The organism is Flavobacterium crocinum (assembly GCF_003122385.1).
Taxonomy (GTDB): Bacteria; Bacteroidota; Bacteroidia; order Flavobacteriales; family Flavobacteriaceae; genus Flavobacterium; species Flavobacterium crocinum.
Genome location: NZ_CP029255.1, coordinates 5,438,835 through 5,458,837, shown reverse-complemented (window position 1 = coordinate 5,458,837; position 20,003 = coordinate 5,438,835). Strand labels below are relative to the sequence as shown.

Annotated in this window: 15 protein-coding genes and 1 tRNA gene; 7 read left to right on the top strand and 9 right to left on the bottom strand. The window is 33.9% G+C overall.

What is annotated here, in order from left to right:
- Positions 1-141: 141 nt before the first annotated feature.
- A complete protein-coding gene (locus tag HYN56_RS23100) occupies positions 142-1,653 on the bottom strand; it encodes a hypothetical protein (protein WP_109194358.1) in 1,512 nt (503 codons plus the stop codon).
- Positions 1,654-1,947: 294 nt separating this feature from the next.
- Between HYN56_RS23100 and HYN56_RS23095 the strand changes: the two genes are divergently transcribed.
- The 4 genes from HYN56_RS23095 to HYN56_RS23080 all read left to right on the top strand — a co-directional run bounded on the left by HYN56_RS23095 (position 1,948) and on the right by HYN56_RS23080 (position 4,503).
- The gene (locus HYN56_RS23095) at positions 1,948-2,379 is read left to right on the top strand and encodes a PaaI family thioesterase (RefSeq protein ID WP_109194357.1); all 432 of its coding nucleotides are present in this window, start codon (positions 1,948-1,950) and stop codon (positions 2,377-2,379) included.
- A gap of 3 nt (positions 2,380-2,382) precedes the next feature.
- Positions 2,383-3,447, top strand: coding sequence for a chorismate-binding protein (locus HYN56_RS23090; protein WP_109194356.1), 1,065 nt, complete (start codon positions 2,383-2,385; stop codon positions 3,445-3,447).
- A gap of 186 nt (positions 3,448-3,633) precedes the next feature.
- Positions 3,634-4,350: a bacillithiol biosynthesis deacetylase BshB1 gene (gene bshB1, locus HYN56_RS23085; protein ID WP_109194355.1), complete on the top strand. Its 717-nt coding sequence runs from the start codon at positions 3,634-3,636 to the stop codon at positions 4,348-4,350.
- A gap of 79 nt (positions 4,351-4,429) precedes the next feature.
- Positions 4,430-4,503: transfer RNA gene (locus HYN56_RS23080), tRNA-His, on the top strand.
- Positions 4,504-4,702: 199 nt separating this feature from the next.
- Here HYN56_RS23080 and ypfJ read toward each other — a convergent pair.
- The 8 genes from ypfJ to HYN56_RS23040 all read right to left on the bottom strand — a co-directional run bounded on the left by ypfJ (position 4,703) and on the right by HYN56_RS23040 (position 16,691).
- Positions 4,703-5,554 (bottom strand): KPN_02809 family neutral zinc metallopeptidase, encoded by an 852-nt coding sequence (gene ypfJ, locus HYN56_RS23075; protein WP_109194354.1) that lies wholly within the window; start codon positions 5,552-5,554, stop codon positions 4,703-4,705.
- Between the two features lie 137 nt (positions 5,555-5,691).
- On the bottom strand, positions 5,692-9,744 hold the full coding sequence (locus tag HYN56_RS23070) for a PAS domain S-box protein (protein WP_109194353.1): 4,053 nt from the start codon (positions 9,742-9,744) through the stop codon (positions 5,692-5,694).
- A 91-nt stretch (positions 9,745-9,835) separates the two neighbouring features.
- Positions 9,836-10,630 (bottom strand): hypothetical protein, encoded by a 795-nt coding sequence (locus tag HYN56_RS23065; protein WP_109194352.1) that lies wholly within the window; start codon positions 10,628-10,630, stop codon positions 9,836-9,838.
- Positions 10,631-10,750: 120 nt separating this feature from the next.
- Entirely contained in the window at positions 10,751-12,079 is a 1,329-nt protein-coding gene (locus HYN56_RS23060; RefSeq protein ID WP_109194351.1) for an aldehyde dehydrogenase, read from the bottom strand.
- 78 nt (positions 12,080-12,157) lie between these two features.
- Positions 12,158-12,847 carry an RluA family pseudouridine synthase gene (locus tag HYN56_RS23055; RefSeq protein ID WP_109194350.1) on the bottom strand — a complete coding sequence of 230 codons (690 nt, stop codon included), beginning with the start codon at positions 12,845-12,847 and terminating at the stop codon, positions 12,158-12,160.
- Between the two features lie 176 nt (positions 12,848-13,023).
- On the bottom strand, positions 13,024-13,842 hold the full coding sequence (gene panB, locus HYN56_RS23050) for a 3-methyl-2-oxobutanoate hydroxymethyltransferase (protein WP_109194349.1): 819 nt from the start codon (positions 13,840-13,842) through the stop codon (positions 13,024-13,026).
- A gap of 51 nt (positions 13,843-13,893) precedes the next feature.
- Positions 13,894-15,084: an SH3 domain-containing protein gene (locus HYN56_RS23045; RefSeq protein ID WP_109194348.1), complete on the bottom strand. Its 1,191-nt coding sequence runs from the start codon at positions 15,082-15,084 to the stop codon at positions 13,894-13,896.
- A 179-nt stretch (positions 15,085-15,263) separates the two neighbouring features.
- Positions 15,264-16,691, bottom strand: coding sequence for an L-serine ammonia-lyase (locus HYN56_RS23040; RefSeq protein ID WP_109194347.1), 1,428 nt, complete (start codon positions 16,689-16,691; stop codon positions 15,264-15,266).
- A gap of 297 nt (positions 16,692-16,988) precedes the next feature.
- On the opposite strand from HYN56_RS23040, the gene HYN56_RS23035 reads away from it, so the two are divergent.
- Genes HYN56_RS23035 through HYN56_RS23025 form a run of 3 tightly spaced genes read left to right on the top strand, consistent with a single transcriptional unit; the run spans position 16,989 to position 19,960 of the window.
- Positions 16,989-19,136 (top strand): cation:proton antiporter, encoded by a 2,148-nt coding sequence (locus tag HYN56_RS23035; RefSeq protein ID WP_109194346.1) that lies wholly within the window; start codon positions 16,989-16,991, stop codon positions 19,134-19,136.
- Positions 19,137-19,153: 17 nt separating this feature from the next.
- Positions 19,154-19,582: an SMI1/KNR4 family protein gene (locus HYN56_RS23030; protein WP_109194345.1), complete on the top strand. Its 429-nt coding sequence runs from the start codon at positions 19,154-19,156 to the stop codon at positions 19,580-19,582.
- A 15-nt stretch (positions 19,583-19,597) separates the two neighbouring features.
- Positions 19,598-19,960, top strand: a complete 363-nt coding sequence (locus HYN56_RS23025) for a VOC family protein (protein WP_109194344.1) — start codon at positions 19,598-19,600, stop codon at positions 19,958-19,960.
- Positions 19,961-20,003 lie beyond the last annotated feature (43 nt).

Sequence of the window (20,003 nt, the reverse complement as noted above, 5' to 3'; positions counted from 1 at the left end):
TTTTTGTCATTTTTTGTCATTTCTCCTTCGTCGAAATGACAAACTATTTGGAGTACTTTGTAGCAAAACTTTGCGACTTCACGACTTTTTGAGTAAGACAAAAAAACTTAGTGTCTTAGTGCTTTCGTGGCAAATAAAAAACTATTTAGGGAAATCCTGACTCTGATAAGCACCCAAATCCGGCGGAGAAGTTCTTGTAATTCCTAAAATATCCAACGGAATGATGTAAGCCTGATTCCCTTTCGCGAAAGCGGAAGAAGTTTTGTCAATATTAAATTTATTTTCAGAAGGTTTGTAAAACTTAGGATTTTCATTCAGAATAATGTTGTTGTAATGTTCTGTGTCTGTTTTAAACTGATAAAGTGGATTTGTAGACGAACTGCTGAATTTTAAAAGACAATTATTCAATTGATAAACAAAAGCAGAATTAGCGTTTTTACTCAAATTAAATTCGTTTGTTCCCGATCCATAAATGATGCAGTTGTTAAAAGTAGCCTGTGTTAAAGCATTTGATTCAGGAACTGCACCAGTTAACGAGTTGCTCAAGCTAACGGCAAATTGCGTAGGCGCTGACCAATTATTATTGAAGGTACAATGCGTGAATTTATAGTTTCCACCGTAAACACAAGATAAACTGGCTAAACCTGCATAATTAATCACTATATTTTCTCCGGTAATCTGAGCGTTTTGAGCTAAAATTCCATATTCAACACAATTATAAATCTGCGTATTCTGAATTGTAATGTTGTTAAATGGATTTTTGAAATCTAAACCTATAACAGCATTTTTTAAAGTCAAATGATTGATGAAATGATTGGTACTTCCATTTGCAAAAAGAACCGATTTCCATTGACCTGGGATATCAGAATAAAGTGATTCCAGACGATCGCCTTCAAAAATAACTTCATTTTCGAGTTTGTCTGTTGTAGAAGTTGTTCCGTTAATTTGTAAAGAAGCTTTGTTTCCAACATATAATCCGGAATTAGCATGAAAATGAACTCTTGCTCCGGCTTCAAAAATTACAGTCTTGTTTTCCGGAACTCCTGCGTAGCCATATATTACATAAGGTTTTTGTTTGGTAAAAATCAATTCGTTTCCGTTTTCAGGATCATTTTCACTCAAATAAAATCCCTCCACATCTTTGCCGTCGATTTTGATTTTTTCTTTTGTGCCGTCAGGATTTTGATTCGGATATAGAAAAATGGCATCCTGAATCAAAGTAACCAAAGCTACTTCCTGAAGATTATCACCGCTGTCAAACTGAATTTCATCAGTATATAAAAAATCGGTTGGATTGGCATCTGTAATATCGGCGGTGGTTTCTATAAAAATGTAGAGACTGTCTTTTGCTAAAAGCGTGACATTGTTGAAAATCTTTCCGTTATTGCCTGTCATTCCGTCAACGGTCATTCTGTATTTAGAATTTAAACCTTTTTTAAGCTGAACAACCGGAATCGAAATATCATTTTTACTTCGGTTATAGACTTTTAATTGATACGTACTCGAACCAATATTTTTAAAAACAGTATCCAGATAAACAGTGTCTTTTGAAAACTTCAAATCTCCAGTGCTGGCAACAGTATCAAAGTCCGTTCTACACGAACTAAAAACTAAAATTAAACCAAGAATAAAGATTGCAAAGTATTGACGCATTTGATTTTTTTTTTAGCCACAGATTAAAAGGATTAAAAAAGATTTTTTTTGCCACCAATTACACGAATTAAATTGAATAAAAATTCGTGGAAATTCGTGCAATTCGTGGCTATCTAAAAAAAATCCGTTTAATCTGTGTAATCTGTGGCAAAAAAAAGCCAAAGATTAATTTTGATTGTTTTTGTAAAAATAGCAAAAAACTGACAAGTTCATAATTGAATTTTAAATTTTAGAATGTGATTTTAGATTTATGTCTTATCTTTCTTTAATTTTACGATTTTAAAGATTATTTTAATGAACTATACAAAAGAGCAGATTTTAGCGCGCTGTAATGAGTTTTCTAAAAACACATTAATGGAAACGCTGAAAATTGAATATATCGACGCCGGAGAAGATTTTTTAACTGCAAAAATGCCTGTAAATCCAAGTGTTCATCAACCAATGGGATTATTGCACGGAGGTGCTTCTGTAGCTTTGGCGGAAAGCGTAGGAAGTGCGGCTTCTTTCTTTTTTATCAATCCAAAAGAGCAGGAGGTAAGAGGAATTGAAATTTCGGCAAATCACCTAAAAAGTATTCGTGAAGGTTATGTTTTTGGCACGGCGAGAATTATTCATAAAGGAAGAAGCCTTCATTTATGGGAAATCAAAATTACCGATGAAGAAGGTAATTTGGTTTCGCTATGCAAGTTGACGAATATGGTTTTGGAAAGAAAGAAGAATGAATAAATTATGAGTCCATTTTTCTTAAAAATTAAAAATCATAAAGAACAAAATTTACCATTTGTACTTTATTCAAAACCCAACTCGACAAACCTAGTTGGAATTTTACAACACAATAATAATCTGCATACGGTTTCAGATTATAGCGAAAAGGGATTTGTTTTTGCTTCTTTTGATGAAAGACAATTAATCTTAATTCCGGAAAATGAATCTGAAATCATTACTTCAGAAAAAGAACCGACTTCATTTGAATCAATTGAGATAGATGATTTGGGTTTTGATCCCGAAGCTAAATTTCAATACGAATATTTAGTTGCTCAGGGAATTCAAGCAATTAAAAACGAAGAGTTCAAAAAAGTGGTTTTGTCCCGAAGTGAAGATGTACTTTTGGTCGAATTTGATTTTGTTGAAACCTTTCAGCATCTGGTTCAATTATATCCTGCGACATTCTGTTATTGTTTTTTTCATCCAAAAGTTGGTTTTTGGATGGGAGCAACGCCAGAGAAACTTTTAAAAGCTAACGGAAATGTTTTTGAAACGATGGCTTTGGCAGGAACGCAGAAAGATAATCAACAAACTGAAATTGTCTGGCAGCAGAAAGAAAAAGACGAGCAACAGTTTGTAACCGATTTTATTGTGAAAAGACTTCGTGAATTTGCTGCTTCTGTAGTCGTTTCTGAGCCATACAGTTTAAAAGCCGGATCAATCTGGCATATTAAAACGGATATTTCGGGAGTTTTAAAAGAGAATTCTACATTAGAAGAAGTCATTGATACACTTCACCCAACTCCGGCTGTTTGTGGTCTTCCGAAGAAAAAAGCAAAAGCATTTATTATAGGGAATGAAAATTACGATCGTACTTTTTACAGTGGTTTTCTGGGGGAATTAAATAGCAGTTTTGCAGGAAACAATTCAAGTTCTGATTTATTCGTAAATTTGCGAAGCATGCAAATTCAGGAAAATAAAGCCATTCTGTACATGGGATGCGGAATTACAAAAGAAAGTATCCCGGAAAAAGAATGGGAGGAAAGCGTCAATAAATCAATGACGATGAAGAGAGTTTTGAAAAAATAAGTTTCAAGTTTAAAGTTTCAAGTTTTAGCATGTATATTTAACCGCAAAGTTCGCAAAGATTTACGCTATGAACGCTAATTTTTTTTGCGAACCTTGCGCTAAACCTTTGCGAACTTTGCGGTTAAAATTATGTTCAAAGTCAAGCAACTTGAAACCTGAAACAAAACAAACAAAAAACAAAAATAAATGAAATTAGACATATTAGCCTTTGGTGCACATCCGGATGATGTAGAATTGGGTTGTGCGGGAACCATTTTAAAAGAAGTATCACTTGGAAAAAAAGTAGGTATTGTTGATTTGACGCGTGGTGAATTAGGAACGCGTGGAACAGCTGAAACCAGAGATCAGGAAGCAAAAGATGCTGCAAAGATTTTAGGTGTTTTGGTGCGTGAAAATCTACGATTGCGTGATGGATTTTTTGTTAATGATGAAAAGCATCAGTTAGAAGTCATTAAAATGATTCGTAAATACAAACCGGAAATTGTATTGTGCAACGCAATTGACGATCGCCATATCGATCACGGAAAAGGAAGCAAATTAGTTTCTGATGCTTGTTTCCTTTCTGGTTTGATGAAAATTGAAACTTCGATTGATGGAAAAAAACAGGAAGCCTGGAGACCCAAAGTAGTGTATCATTATATTCAATGGAAAAACATCACTCCGGATTTCGTTGTAGACATTACCGGATTCGAAAAAAAGAAAGTGGAAGCAATTTCTGCCTATAAAACGCAATTTTATGATCCAAATTCAAAAGAACCTGCTACGCCAATTACGAGCAAAAACTTCTTTGAGAGCTTAAATTATCGTGCGCAGGACTTAGGAAGACTGGTTGGTAAAGATTTTGCGGAAGGTTTTACAGTCGAAAGATGTTTGGCAGTCAATAGTTTAGAAAATTTGATGTAATTTTTATAAAATTTTTTCATTTTTTTCTTTGTAGAACTCAACCTTTGTTCTATATTTGCACTCGCTAAGCAGAAAAATGGTGGTTGTAGCTCAGCTGGTTAGAGTAGCGGTTTGTGGTGCCGCGGGTCGCCGGTTCGAACCCGGTCAGCCACCCAGATTTAAAGCCTTGAAGAAATTCAAGGCTTTTTTTGTTTTCTGACGAAAACAAAAAAAAGCAAAATTCCAATTTTTTGAAATTCCAAATTCCAAATTATATCCATTTGGAATTTGGAATTTTTTTTTGGAGTTTCATAAAAAAAGCACAACTGCTAAGTTGTGCTTTTTTTGGTGGTTATTATATTTGGTTGACGTATTATCGAATTTCTTCAAATGTAGTTCCTTGTTTAATGTCTCCGGTTTTAAAACCTTTCTTAAACCAATACATTCTTTGTTCTGATGTTCCGTGAGTAAAAGAATCCGGAACAACATGTCCCTGCATTTTACTTTGAATGGCATCATCTCCAACTGCGTTTGCGGCACTTAATGCTTCTTCGATATCTCCGGTATCTAAATTTTCCTGATTATAATGCGCCCATACTCCTGCATAAAAATCTGCTTGTAGTTCGAGTGCTACAGATAATTTATTAGCTTCGGCTTCGCTTTTTCCTTGCTGTTCCTGACGCATTTTTGCAGAAGTTCCCAGTAAAGTTTGTATATGATGGCCAATTTCATGCGCAATTACATAGGCAATTGCAAAATCGCCTCCTTTTGCGCCAAATTTGGTTTTTAATTCTTCAAAAAAACCTAAATCCATATAGACTTTACGATCTCCCGGACAATAAAAAGGTCCAGATGCCGATGATGCCCCGCCACATGCTGTTTGTACAGAACCTCTGAAAAGAACTAATTTCGGTTTTTCGTAAGTTATACCATGCTCTGCAAAAATCTTGCTCCAGATATCTTCGTTATCTGCCAGAACAACTCTCACGAAATTTCCCATTTCCTCATCTTCTTTGCTTAATGGAGCGGCAGCTTCTGTTTGTTGGCCTCCGCCTTGCATTTGTTCCAATATAGGAGCGATTTGCTGACCTGTTTCGCCACCAAAGACATTAAGAAGTAAAACAATAATACCAATTACTCCTCCGCCAATTATAGCTTTACCTCCTCCTGAGATTGATCTTCGGTCTTCTACGTTATCACTTTGTCTTCTGCCTTGCCATTTCATATTGAATTGTTTTTAAACTTGTTATAAAAGAGGTTTACGAATTTATAGATTTTTTATGATAAATTTTACAATTGAAACATTTATGTTCAAAAAAGATTAAAAAGAAAAAAAAGATTTTTTAAGCAGGGTAATACGAATTAACCGAGCCACTTAATTAAGGTTTCTTCAACACTGCCTTTCATAATTGGTTTTGAAATATAATCATCCATTCCGGCAGAAATACATTTGTTTCTTTCGTCTTTTTCTGCTCCTGCTGTAACCGCAATAATCGGAATATCGCGGCCTTTTTTGGTGTTTCTAATCGCCCTTGTAGTTTCGTAACCATTCATAATAGGCATTTGAATATCCATGAAAACAATAGTTGGATTTATTTTTTCAAACTGCTGAATGGCTTCGTATCCGTTTTCACATTCATGAATATAAGCGTTGTTGTAAAGGTTTTTTATTATTGTTTTCAGAAGAAGCATATTGACTTTATTGTCTTCAACAATTAAAAAAGTAATAGTATTGCTGTTCGATTCTATATTTTCAGAATCAAGTTCAATATTGAGGTTCTTAAGTTCTGCATTGTATTTGTCGTTAATGCTCTGGTTGCTGGTTTTTAGATTTAAATCGAAGAAAAAATTACTTCCCACATCAATTTGACTTTCGAGTTGTAATCGGCTTTCCATTAACGCCAGTAGCTGATTGGAAATAGTTAATCCTAAACCGGTTCCTCCAAATTTTCTCGTTGTAGAACTATCTTCCTGTGAGAAAGCTTTAAAGATTTTCTTTTGATTCTTTTCCAAAATCCCAATTCCGGTATCCACTACAGAAAAACGGATGACATGATTGTTATTTTTCTTTTTTTCTAAAACGGTTACATTTAATTTAATAGAACCTTGTGTTGTAAATTTAACAGCATTTGAAAGGAGATTGATCAGAATTTGTTTGATTCGGACTATATCGGTCCAGATATATTTTGGAACATCGGGATCGATGTTTAATTCCAGTTCCAGATTTTTCTGATTGGATTCATAAACAATCAAGTCGAAAACCTGTCCAAGAACTTTTTTAATATCATATAAGTCAATGAAGAGTTCTAGTTTTCCTGCTTCGATTTTAGAGAAATCCAGAATATCATTAATAATTTCAAGTAATGAATGAGCCGATTGGTTAATCGTGGTCATGTATTTTTCCTGAATTTCTTCCAGATCGGTTTTCATTAATAAATGAGTAAAACCAATGATTCCATTCAGCGGAGTTCTGATTTCATGAGACATATTGGCCAGGAAATCAGATTTGGATTTGTTGGCGGCTTCAGCCAGTTGCTTGGCTTTTATGGCATCTTCGATCTCTTTTTTGTTGGTAATATCAAAATAGATTCCGCCCACAAATTCAATTTCGTCATCTCTTTTAATTACATCTCCAAATTCTTCTACCCAAATGTATTCACCCGTTTTACGTTTTATACGATAGACATTATGAAGCGGCATTCCTTTTTGCAAATTATCAATTTGATTATTGATGACTTCATCTTTATCATCATGATGAATCAGAGAAAGAAACGATAAATTATTTTCTATAAACTCTGATTTCGAGTAGCCGGTTAAATTTAAAACTTCGTCATTCAGGAAGATTTTGGTAGAAAATGCATCGAACTTAGAAAGATAAACGGTTCCCGGAATGTTGTTGGCAATCAGTTTGAATTTTTCTTCACTTTCTACAATCTTAGTTTCATTTCGATTTCGTTCTAATGCAGACGAAATATTGTTGGCTAATACCTGAAAAATGTAGATTTCTTCTTCAGACCATCTTTTTTCTTTGGTACAATCATCAAAACCAATAAAACCGGTAAAAATATCGTTGATATAAAGTGGTAAAATCAAAATTGATTTGATTTCGTTGTTGATTAAAAGAGTTTTAAAGAATCCTTCATTGAGATGTCGGGTTAAGGTATTCAGGATTTTTTTCTGTTGTGCAGCCTCGTAGATTTCTTTTAAGTTCTCTTCGGTCATGTGACGTAAGGGTGTAATTTGATGTGCTACTCCTTCGCGTGACCATTTGTATTTTTGATAGACTGTATTGTAAATAGGATCTTTTTCATAGTAATACATATGATCTACTTTGGCTGCTTTTCCAATTATATCATAGGTTTCCTGAAACATTTGTTGGGTTGTCTTGCTAAGCAGGAATTTTTCGGTACATAAAGAAAGGGCAGAAAGTAACTGACTTTTAAATTCCAGTTTTATTTCTGCTTCTAAACGCATTTGCGAAGAAATAGCAAGCGATATTACATCCGAAATTGTTCGGGCGTAATTGATATCTTCATTATCCCATTCTCGTTTTTTTTCGGTGCTTTCAAAACAAACTACTCCGGCCAGTTGTCCCGATAGAAAAATTGGTACATCAAGCATGGATTTAATATTGTTTTTAGTAAAGTATAGTTTTTCAAATTCAGATGTTTCCAGTTTGTTGAATACATCCGGCGCATTGATAATGGCTTTTTTACTTAAAGTTTCAAAATAAATAGGATAAGATTCTTTGTTTAAAATGTTTTTATCTGTCAGGTTTTGATTATCAATACTAAAGAGGTTTTTACAGCTAATTAAATCTTTATGATATTTCCAAAAACTCACACGGTTGGCACGGCTAATTGTAGCAGCTTCTTTTAATATAGAATCAATTACGGTATTGAGTTTGTCGAATTTACTGAAATCGGTGGTAGATAATTTTTTAGTGGAGTTATTATATGCTTCAATTTTTTTAAGACGTCTTTTTTTCTCTTTTTCGATATTCTTTTTTTCTGTAATATCCCTTGCGATTCCTGAAAATCCCGTTGTTTGGCCTAAGTCATTTTTGCGAACAATAATTTTTTGGGAAATCCATATTTCTTCTCCATTTTTCTTTAAAATAGGAATTTCTATTACAGGATAATTGTTTTCGTTGAGAACTAAATTTTCATAAAATTCTACAGCACTCTTTATGTAATGTTCGTGAATGATATTGGAATAATGTTTTTTAATTATTTCATTTTCAGCGTAACCAAGAATAGAAAAACCAAATTCGTTTATAAAAGTAAAATGCCCTTCAGAATCAATTTCAAAAATAATATCGGTTGCCGTCTGAATTAGATTTTTATATTGATCCTGAACAAGAATTTGTTCCGTAACGTCCTGACCAATACTGATAATTAAATCTTCGGAGAATTTTTTGTCTTTCCATTGGATGTATTTGAACTCTCCGTTTTCTGTTTTTAATTTTCTGATATAAAGTTTATTATCGTCATTGTTTGCAGGATTTGTTTTTTCTATGAATTCAGAATCCTGAGTTAGTTCCCAGTATTTTAATCCCATTAATTGTTCAGGCTGATAACCTAAAATAGCGGTAACAGTTTCACTGCAGAATAAAATTTCGCCTTTTTCATTGGAAGCAATTGTAAGGGAATTTCCTTTATGAACAATTTCACTGGCAAATCTAAAATTATCACGATTGTTTAATAATACAGCGTACTTTACCTGATTAATAATGAAAATTAAAATACAAAAATTAATCAGTAAGATCGAAGACTTTATAGGGATAAGCTGAAAAGTAACTGTGGCAATTAAATAAATGAAAGTGAGTCCAACGAAAAACCAGTAAATTTTAACTGGTTTAAGAATACTATAGGAGAAAAAAAACGAAATTAAGAAAACAATAATCGGAACCACATCATTAGAGAGCATTATAATATTGAATGCTACATAAGAGATGTAAATGAAAAAGCAATATATAAAAATCTGCTGGATACGATCTCTCAGCCATTTAACCCGATTAGTTATAGAATAAATGAGAAGGATAGCAACACCGATTGAAACATTGACAAATAGGAGGCTTTTGGGTCTTATTTTGAATATCTCGTTTATAATTTCAATCACAATTACTGCAATACCAAAGAATAAAATGTAAAGCTGATATTCTTTGCTAATGGTATCCTGCTCTTTTTTCTTTTCGATGAAATAGCCAATTTTGGTTTTGATCCTGAAAAATTGATAAACAAGAAGTGAAAGGAATGCAAAAAGAGATAACCCTAGAACAATAAGTTTAGGGTTATTATAAAAGATAATGTCGGAGTCGAACACATACCATGCGGTCATAATTGATTCTAAGGTACTACCAAGGCTGGTAATCCCTGAAATAACCGAATTGAAAAAACTATAGTCTGCGGCCATAGAATTTGGGGTATGTTGGTTTAGTAAATACTGTTTTGAAAAACCTTAAAAAGGAAGCGGTTAATTTCTTTTTAAAACCAATTTTTCTAGTTTAATCTACATTTGATCGACCAATTGAATCAATTGAGTCTTCTTCTTCATTTATTCCAAAAATTCCAAAATACGTTGCATAAATCATAGAACTATTAAAAACGACCGTAAAGATGATTCCCACGCAGCACGCAAAAATCCCAATTAACGAGCCGATAAAGCCTATAATAAAAAATACAAATATGTTGATTGGATTTTTGGTTACCACAATAAAACTTGATTTGATAGCATCTATTGCATTTAAATTTCCGAAAACTACTAACGGAATCGATAAATACATAAAGTAAGATACCATGAAAGAAATTACATTTCCGATGTATAAAACTTCAAAACTGTCAATAAAATTAGCAAGAGCAGTTCCAACAAGAGCAGGAACAAAAGCGGCAATAAAAACTTGCCCAAAGTATGGAGCTTTGTAATAACTGAAAATAGTTGAGACATTAAACTCAATATCTTTGTCCGCACAATCTGCCATTTTTAGGAAACCAGCGCCAAATGGAGCTGTGATTCCCGCTATTGCAGAAACAGCAACAGTTTGTATTACAAGCTGAATTGCTGTAAAATGCTGGTTTTCTAAATCAAGTAAAAAATCTTTCGTAATACTGCCTGCACCAAAATAAGCAACCATAATTCCCATAAAGGCCATTGCTGCCAAAATGGAAAAAACAAGGATGATAAGTCCGGAGTAAAGCGCTATTTTTTTATAGTTTTCGAAGGCGTGATTAAAAACTGTAGCAAAATCAAGGGAATAGCCATTTTTTTTAATGTCCTCAATTTGGGCAAGGGTAGATTTCATTTTTACGTAAAATTGTTTTATTGACTTGTAATTTTATATGGGTATCTTGACGTAAATATAATATTTTTAATCAATTCAATATAAAAATCTATAAAACATTCTAAAATGATTTTAACTCTTTTATATCCAGTCTAAAATTCTTTTTACCGAAGCTAATTTATCTTTGTAAGGAGCGTAACGCAGAGGCAAATCAAGCCAGTTTCCTTTTTTGACAATTGCTTTATGATGCGAAAAAGTATCAAAGCTACGCTGGCCGTGGTATGCCCCGATTCCGCTATGTCCAACTCCGCCAAACGGAAGTCTTTTGTTAGAGAAATGAATGACAGTATCATTTACGCATCCGCCTCCAAAAGAGTATTTCAAAATTAATTTTTTGATAAAGGAATTATTTTCACTAAAAATATAAAATGAAAGAGGTTTCTCATAACGGCTTACAACATTTTCAATATCATTTTCAGTTTCATAAGTGAGAATTGGTAAGATTGGACCAAAAATTTCTTCCTTCATAACCGGACTGTCTAATTCAGGTTCTTCCAGTAAAGTTGGAGCAATATATAATTTGTTGGCATCACTTTCTCCTCCAAACAATACATTCTCATTTTGAATCATATTGGTTAAACGAAACCAGTTTTTGGTATTGATAATTCGCGCAAAGTCAGGTGATTTATCTGTTTTTTTACCGTATGCTTTAATGATTTCCTCAATAAGATAGGTAATAAAATTGACTTTCATGTTTTTCTGAACCAGGATGTAATCAGGGGCAATGCAAGTCTGACCTGCATTGATGAATTTTCCCCACACAATACGTTTAGCTGCCAGTTTAAGATTTGCAGTTTCATCCACAATGCAAGGATTTTTCCCGCCTAATTCTAATGTTACAGGTGTAAGGTTTTCGGCAGCGGCTTTTGCAACGATTTTTCCAACTGCAACACTTCCGGTGAAGAAAATATAATCCCAGCGCTGTGCCAGCAATTTATTAGAAACATCAATACCGCCCTCAAAAACTTCGACATGATTGATGTGAAATGTTTTTTCGATAATTTTTGCAATTATCGCAGAAGTATGCGGTGTGAGCTCGGATGGTTTTAAAGTGACTTTATTTCCCGCAGCGACAGCTGCAATTAAAGGACATAATGCCAATTGAAAAGGATAATTCCAGGGAGCAATAATTAGAACATTGCCGTAAGGTTCTTTGTAAATATAATCGTTGGAAGGAAAATTAAGAAGCGACGGAAAAACACGTTTGGGTTTTGCCCAGGAATTAATATTTTTGATGGTGTCTTTGAGCTCTGAAATTACATAATTAGTCTCAGTCACAACAGCTTCAAATTCCGGTTTTTGAAAGTCATCGTATAAAGCCTTGATAATTAAGTCTTCACTTTTCTGAATGTTATACAACAACTTTTTCAGTGTTTCTTTTCGATACCCGATGTCACTTTTATAATCCATTTTTTCGATCAGCTTGTTTTTTTACTCTATGCAAGTTAATCGATAAAAATTTAAAAATTAACAATTAAATCATAAAAATCATACAGCATTCCAAATTGGATCGTCTGGAGTAGGGGCGATAATTGTGATATCTTCTTTTGTAACGGGATGAACAAAAGTTAGTTTTCTGGCATGAAGATGAATACCTCCATCAGGATTGCTTCTGTCTGCACCATATTTTAAATCGCCTTTTATGGGAGATCCAATAGCAGACAACTGAGCCCGAATCTGATGATGACGTCCTGTATGTAAATTGATCTCCAGCGTTGTATAATTTTGAAGTTCTTTAATTATAGTGTAATCCAGACTTGCTAATTTACTATCAGGAACTTCTTTTAAATGTGCTTTAGAAGTGTTATTCTTTTCATTTCTTTTTAAATAGTGAACCAGTTTTGCTTTAGCTTCTTTCGGTTTATTTTTTACAACTGCCCAATAGGTCTTTTTAGTTTCGCGATTGCTAAACAATTCATTCATTCGCGAAAGCGCTTTACTTGTTCTCGCAAAAACCACAATTCCAGTTGTCGGTCTGTCTAAACGATGAATCACACCCAAAAATACATCTCCGGGTTTATTGTATTTCTCTTTGATATATTCTCTCACAATATCAGATAAAGGTTTATCACCGGTTTTGTCACCTTGAACAATATCTCCAACACGTTTATTGACCACAATTAAGTGATTGTCTTCGTGAAGAATTTGGAGATTATTTTTATTAGATAATATTTTCAAAATAAATTATTTTGGATTGAGAAAATTTGGCTAAAGCCTCTACAGTAAACTTAAAAACAAACCTCCAGCTAAAGCTGGAGGCAATTTATAAAACCTTTGTGACTTTGTCACTCTGAACCTTTGGAACAAAAAAAACTTAGCATCTTAGAACCTTAGCAACTTAGTATCTTAGAGAATTAATATTGTTCGTTGGCGTTAGGAAAATCCTGAGACTTAACATCAGCAGCATATTGACCGATAGCTTTAGTCATTTCTTCGTATAAGTTTAAGTAACGACGCAAGAAACGCGGACTAAACTCATTATTCATACCTAACATGTCATGAATAACTAAAACCTGACCGTCAACGCCTCCGCCGGCTCCAATTCCGATAACAGGAATCGAGATACTATCAGCTACTTTTTTCGCAAGTTCTGCGGGGATTTTTTCCAAAACAACTGCAAAACAACCGATTTTCTCAAGCATTTGAGCATCTTCAATTAATTTTTCAGCTTCTTCCTCCTCTTTTGCACGAACACTGTAAGTACCAAATTTATAGATTGATTGAGGAGTTAAACCCAAATGCCCCATAACCGGAATTCCGGCATGCAATATTTTTTTAATAGATTCTTTAATTTCTTTTCCGCCTTCTAATTTCACTGCATGTCCGCCACTTTCTTTCATTATTCTGATAGAAGAACGAAGCGCTTCTTTTGGATCTGATTGGTAACTACCAAAAGGTAAATCAACTACAACCAAAGCTCTTTCGACAGCACGAACTACAGATGAAGCATGATAAATCATTTGATCTAGCGTAATTGGCAGTGTGGTTTCATGACCCGCCATAACATTTGATGCAGAATCACCCACTAAAATTACATCAACACCTGCAGTGTCAACAATTTTCGCCATTGTATAATCGTAGGCAGTAAGCATAGAGATTTTTTCTCCGTTGCTTTTCATTTCAATTAATGACTTTGTTGTGATTCTTTTATAATCTTTCTTTGCTACTGACATTTTATGTTTTTTTTGAATATGTAAAAGTATTGAATAATTGTAAAATGGGAATCAGCAATAATAGAATATTTCGACAGAAAAAAGTTTTCCGTCTTTAAATTCTAATTTGAACTGACTGTCTTCCATTAAGATAAAGTATTTGTGAGGCGATTTTAGAGAAGCTTCAATATAGGTTCCATATTTTTCAATGAAAGCTTTTTCAGACAAGGTATGATCTAAAACTGAATTTGAGTTGATAATGAATTTGTTGTTTTCGGTAATGAAAACTTTGATAATTTCTGCTTTGTTTTGCTTCTCATCGACAGAAGTTTCCAAATCAGGATAGTAATAAAACAAATCACTCGAATATAAACCGCATTCATCGGAAATGCGATTTTTTTTAGGCGGATTCCCGAAAGCTTTAATTAATTCTGTTTGTGTTAAGTACAAAGATTTTGTTTTAACGCCTCTTAATGAATATTCAGACTTCTGAATAAAAGAACTGATTTGTTCCGGCAGTTTATGTTTGGATAAAGCTTTCGCTAAAGCCATATTCAATTCCGTATCAGCAATTAATCTCGGATCGTTAATTTGTTTAACAACCTCGTAGTATCTTTGATAAGCAGGAACAAGATCATTGTAGTTGCTGTTCCATGCCAACTCTACAATTCTTTCGCTGAGTGTTTTGCGTTCAGGAAGTGCATTGACATCCAGTTTGTCAAAATCTTTAATAAGAGCATCCAGATTTGGTCTTTGGCCAAGGAATTTTCGCAGGGTATATTTGGTATAATCTTCATTAAAACTTCCGTTGATATTTACCCACTCATCCGGATTTACAGGAAGATAATTTACGGGAACCGGATCTCCGTTGAAAAGGATTTCTCTGATTTTTGCATTTTTATCAGGCAGCGCTCTTGCTTTAAGTCCTGCTGCAGTTACAAAAAGATGATTTCCGCCGTAATATGCATCTCCGCCTTCTAAAATTTGATTTTCATAATCTTTAATTTTTACATCTTTAGCATTAAGGCTTTTAGCAATATATTTCTCCTGAATAAATCCTTCATTAAAATTATCAGCCTGTATTTTGCACCATCCGTTTTGATTTTCACCCAATAAACGTACTTCAGCTCCATATCTAAAATAACCTAAAAAAGAAGTGGAGTTGGGAGAAATATATAATCTCGTATCAGAATTTAGAAAATAACGTTCTTGTGAATGAAGTAAAACAGAACAGAAAAAAAGTAAAAAGTAAAGTTTTTTCATGAAGTTGATTTATGGTTTTAGCCACAGATTAAAAGGATTTACACAGATTTTTTTATTTCAGGCAGATCTAAAAATTAAGTAGATATATGCAGATTTTTTATTTTAAATCTGCTGAAATCTGCCAAATCTGCGTGAAAAAATCATTTGAATCCCTTTAATCTGTGGCTAACTTAAAATTTTTAACAATCAGCCATGTTCACCGCTACGGCAAGGCCTCCTTCTGAGGTTTCTTTGTATTTGGAATTCATGTCTTTTGCCGTTTCCCACATAGTATTGATTACTTTATCTAACGGAACTTTAGCATTTTTAGAATCCGTTTCTAATGCCAGTTCGGCTGCGTTTATAGCTTTTATAGCTCCCATAGTGTTTCTTTCAATACAAGGAATCTGTACCAAACCGCCAATGGGATCACAAGTTAAACCTAGATGATGTTCCATTGCAATTTCTGCCGCCATTAAAACCTGAGCAGGAGTTCCGCCCATTAATTCGCAAAGTGCTGCCGCTGCCATCGAAGAAGAAACACCAATTTCTGCCTGACATCCGCCCATAGCTGCAGAAATAGTAGAGCCTTTTTTAAAGATACTTCCAATTTCTCCTGCAACCATTAAAAACTGCTTAATCTCTTTTTCACCAGCATTATGATTTTCGATTACCATATAATACATTAAAACTGCCGGAATAACACCAGAGCTTCCGTTAGTTGGCGCTGTAACAACACGTCCTAAAGAAGCGTTTACTTCATTTACTGCAAGTGCAAAACAACTTACCCATTTTAGAATCTGACGAAATTTAACCTCAGTTTTTCTAATTTCCTGAAGCCAGCTCTGAGGATCGTTATAGTTAGATAATCCGATAAGGTTTTGATGCATATCAAAGGCTCTTCTTCTTACGTGAAGTCCGCCGGGAAGTATACCTTCAGAATGACAGCCAATGTACATACATTCTAACATCGTATTCCAGATACGCATTAATTCAGAATGTACTTCGGCTTCCGGACGCATTGAAATTTCGTTTTCATATACAATTTCAGAAATCGATTTGTTTTCAGAAACGGTATAAGCTAATAATTCTGCCGCATTTTGAACCGGATAAGGAAAAGCACATTTTATTGCCTCTTTTTGTTTGGCATTTGTTCGCTCTTCTTTAACCACAAATCCGCCTCCAATCGAATAAAAAGTAGATTCATATTCGGAATCATCCGATTTGTAAGCGGTAAATTTTAAACCATTGGCATGAAAAGGAAGGAAATCCTTGTTGAAAACAATGTCCTGAAGAAAATAAAACGGGATCACTTTTTGGTTGCCCAAATTGATTTCGTTATTAGTCTCAATTTTTTTAATGATTCCTGCAATATCTTCAACGGGAATATATTCAGGATCCTGACCGCTTAATCCCAGCATAACGGCAAGATCTGTTGCGTGGCCTTTTCCGGTCAAAGATAAAGAGCCGTACAGGTCGACTTTTACTCTTATAATATTCTCTAAAATTGCTTCCTCTTTAAGCTCTTCCAGAAAGCGTTCGGCCGCACGCCAAGGTCCCAAAGTATGTGAGCTTGAAGGGCCAACGCCAATTTTTAGCATATCAAAAACTGAGATACATTCTTCCATTGTTCGTTTTTTGTTAAGACAAAGATAATTGAATAACGCAATGGATAGTTATATTTGATTGTTAATCTTGCGTATTTGTTAAAAAAAATATTAAATTTTAATAATTCAGCAACGAAATAAATTTAAATCCTTAATATGCAGTTTTCGTAGAAAGTTCGTGTTTTTTCGGTATTTTTGTAAAGAAACGAGCTTTAAAAAACGACTCATTTCATTAATATTAATACTTCAGGGATTTTGTTCTAATGCTGAAAATGTCTTTTTACAAATTATAATACCACAAGAAGATAAAGTTACAATATGATAGAATTTTTCAAACATCTATTACAAGAATTCGAATTACCACTTACCAATCCCGTATTGATTTTTTCGTTAATACTTTTTATAATTCTGCTGTCTCCAATATTACTTAAAAAGATAAATATTCCAGGAATTATTGGTTTGATTATTTCAGGGGTTATTATTGGACCACACGGATTAAATATTTTGGCAAAAAACTCAGCCGTCGATTTATTTTCGACCATCGGACTTTTGTATATCATGTTTATTGCAGGTTTGGAATTGGACATGAACGAGTTTAAAGCCAATCGAAACAAGAGTTTACTTTTTGGTTTTTTTACCTTCATTTTGCCGCTTTCCATAGGATTTCCGGTTTGTTTTTATTTATTACAATATGATTTTAATGCCAGTTTTCTAACGGCAAGTATGTTTGCGACACATACTCTTGTAGCCTATCCGATTGTGAGTAAATTGGGAATTGCCAAAAATCAGGCCGTTGCTATTACTGTCGGCGGAACAATTTTGACCGATACTGCGGTTTTAATTATTCTTGCTGTAATTATGGGAAGCGCTCAGGGAAGTTTAAATCAGGCTTTTTGGATCAAATTAACCATTTCATTGGCGATTTTTTCAGCCATTATGTTTTTGGTTATTCCAAGAATTGCCAAATGGTTTTTTAAAAAACTGGAAAGTGAAAAACACGCTCATTATATTTTTGTACTTTCTGTGGTTTTCTTTGCAGCCTTTTTGGCCGAAGTGGCAGGAGTAGAGCCTATTATCGGAGCATTCGTTGCCGGTTTGGCGCTAAATCCGTTAATCCCACATTCGTCTGCTTTAATGAACCGAATTGAATTTATTGGGAATTCATTATTCATTCCATTTTTCCTTATATCAGTAGGAATGCTGGTAGATGTAAGTGTGATTCTAAGCGGGCCAACAGCGCTGATTGTTGCCGGAACGCTAAGTGTTGTGGCCATATTTGGAAAATGGATTGCAGCTTTTTTTACGCAAATTGTCTTTAAATATACAAGAACAGAAAGACAGCTAATTTTCGGATTGAGCAGTGCACACGCTGCTGCAACTCTGGCTGTAATTTTGGTTGGATTTAAAGCAAAAATATTAGACGAAAATATTCTAAACGGAACCATTATCTTAATTCTGATTACCTGTATTGTAGCTTCTTTTGCTACTGAAAAAGCAGCGAAGAAAATTGCTATTTGTGAAGAAGAAATTTCACCGAAAGATACAGGCAGAGATCAAATATTAGACGAACATATTCTAATTCCGCTGGCAAAAACTTCGGCGGCAGCAAGTTTGTTGGATTTTGCACTTTTAATTAAAGACAAAAAATCTTCTAATCCGGTTACATTACTGACCATTGTTCCGAACAATAATCAGGCTGAAAAGAATATTTTAAAATACAGAAAAGCAGCAGATAAGTTTGTCATTCAGGGTTCTGCTTCAGAAGTAAAAATCAATACGATTGCCAGAATCGATCATAATCCGGCTAGTGGAATTGCGAGAACTTCTAAAGAAATCATGTCGGATATTGTGATTGTCGGCTGGCCAAGAAAGACTGGATTTATAGATAAAATCTTCGGAGAAAATGTAGATTCCATTATCAATAACGTCGATAAGAGCTTGTTTATCTGTAGGTTTCAAAAGAATTTTATTGAAGAAAAAAGATTGGTTTTTGTCTGCCCTCCATTTTCTGAAAGAGGCGTTGGTTTTCAGGTATTGCTTCAGAAAATCTGTCGATTATCACAGGAATTAAGTATTCCGATTGTTATTTATGCTGAATATAAAACACACGAAACCATTCAGCAGATTGCTAATAATTTGAAATTGAATGCCAAATTAGGATTTAAAAATGTCTCTGACTGGGAAGATTTTGAATCTGTTTCAGACGAAATGAAACCAACTGATTTAGTTGTTTTCAATCTTTCCAGAAAAGGTTCTGTTTCGTATCAGTCAATTTTTGATAAACTGCCTCAAAAGTTCGAAAAATCTTTTGAAAACAACAATGTGATTTTGGTCTATCCGCAAGACGACCGCAAGGAAAGTGCAATGGATGCCTACGAAGATTTTACAGCATCACCTTTAGCAAAAGGTATCGAAGCTATTGAACAGATTGGACGTGGTTTAGGAAGTATTTTGAAGAAAGGGTAAAAATTCATTTATCAATTATGACAGAGCAATTACAAGAGATTTTTAATAAGTATGACTTTCCAAAGCGGGAAGAGAATTCTTTAGTAAGTATTGAAGATATTCAGGTACATTTAAAATTTGATCTTCCTGAAGACTATGTTTTTTATGTTTGTAATTTCTTGGGAATAGATCAGTTTATTGGAGTTGAGTTTATAAAGCTTTGGAGTTTGGAAGAAATTATTGATGCAAATTTAGAGTATCACATTTTTGAAAAATTACCGCAAACGCTTGCTATCGGGACAAATGGAAGTGGCGAATTTATCGGAATTGAGTTTGACGATAATAATTCCATTAAAATTATTCTTTCTCCTTTTATGGATTTAAATACGGAGTATCATGTCGAAATAGGAAACTCGTTTACTGATTTTTTGGTTAAGCTTGATAACGGAATAGAATGGTTTTCATGAATTAAAAATAAAAATATGAATCACAAAATAAAATCAATCCGCCCCTTTATAGGTTCCAAAAATTTCGAAATTTCCAGAAGTTTCTATCGTGATTTAGGTTTTGAAGAAACGGTTTTAGATCCCAAAATGTCCGTTTTTAAAGCTAATGAAACAGCATTTTATCTACAAGATTATTACGATAAAAACTGGATCGAAAACACTATGATTTTTATAGAAGTAGATGATGTCGAGTGCTATTACAGCGAACTTTTGGAACTAAATCTTCCGGAAAAATATGAAGGAGTAAAACTAACTCCAACCAGATATCTGGATTGGGGAAGCGAATGCTTTCTTCATGATCCGTCAGGCGTTTTATGGCATTTTGGAAAGTTTAAGTAAATGGATATTTAGGTTTGCCACTAATTACACGAATTTTACTAAT

Bases quoted from the DNA above. Each gene is read 5' to 3' on its own strand.
- HYN56_RS23060 (WP_109194351.1), bottom strand. From the start codon at position 12,079: ATGGATTATAAAAGTGACATCGGGTATCGAAAAGAAACACTGAAAAAG.
- bshB1 (WP_109194355.1), top strand. From the start codon at position 3,634: ATGAAATTAGACATATTAGCCTTTGGTGCACATCCGGATGATGTAGAA.
- HYN56_RS23035 (WP_109194346.1), top strand. From the start codon at position 16,989: ATGATAGAATTTTTCAAACATCTATTACAAGAATTCGAATTACCACTT.
- panB (WP_109194349.1), bottom strand. From the start codon at position 13,842: ATGTCAGTAGCAAAGAAAGATTATAAAAGAATCACAACAAAGTCATTA.
- HYN56_RS23065 (WP_109194352.1), bottom strand. From the start codon at position 10,630: ATGAAATCTACCCTTGCCCAAATTGAGGACATTAAAAAAAATGGCTAT.
- HYN56_RS23095 (WP_109194357.1), top strand. From the start codon at position 1,948: ATGAACTATACAAAAGAGCAGATTTTAGCGCGCTGTAATGAGTTTTCT.
- HYN56_RS23025 (WP_109194344.1), top strand. From the start codon at position 19,598: ATGAATCACAAAATAAAATCAATCCGCCCCTTTATAGGTTCCAAAAAT.
- HYN56_RS23030 (WP_109194345.1), top strand. From the start codon at position 19,154: ATGACAGAGCAATTACAAGAGATTTTTAATAAGTATGACTTTCCAAAG.
- HYN56_RS23045 (WP_109194348.1), bottom strand. From the start codon at position 15,084: ATGAAAAAACTTTACTTTTTACTTTTTTTCTGTTCTGTTTTACTTCAT.
- ypfJ (WP_109194354.1), bottom strand. From the start codon at position 5,554: ATGAAATGGCAAGGCAGAAGACAAAGTGATAACGTAGAAGACCGAAGA.
- HYN56_RS23040 (WP_109194347.1), bottom strand. From the start codon at position 16,691: ATGGAAGAATGTATCTCAGTTTTTGATATGCTAAAAATTGGCGTTGGC.
- HYN56_RS23070 (WP_109194353.1), bottom strand. From the start codon at position 9,744: ATGGCCGCAGACTATAGTTTTTTCAATTCGGTTATTTCAGGGATTACC.
- HYN56_RS23090 (WP_109194356.1), top strand. From the start codon at position 2,383: ATGAGTCCATTTTTCTTAAAAATTAAAAATCATAAAGAACAAAATTTA.
- HYN56_RS23100 (WP_109194358.1), bottom strand. From the start codon at position 1,653: ATGCGTCAATACTTTGCAATCTTTATTCTTGGTTTAATTTTAGTTTTT.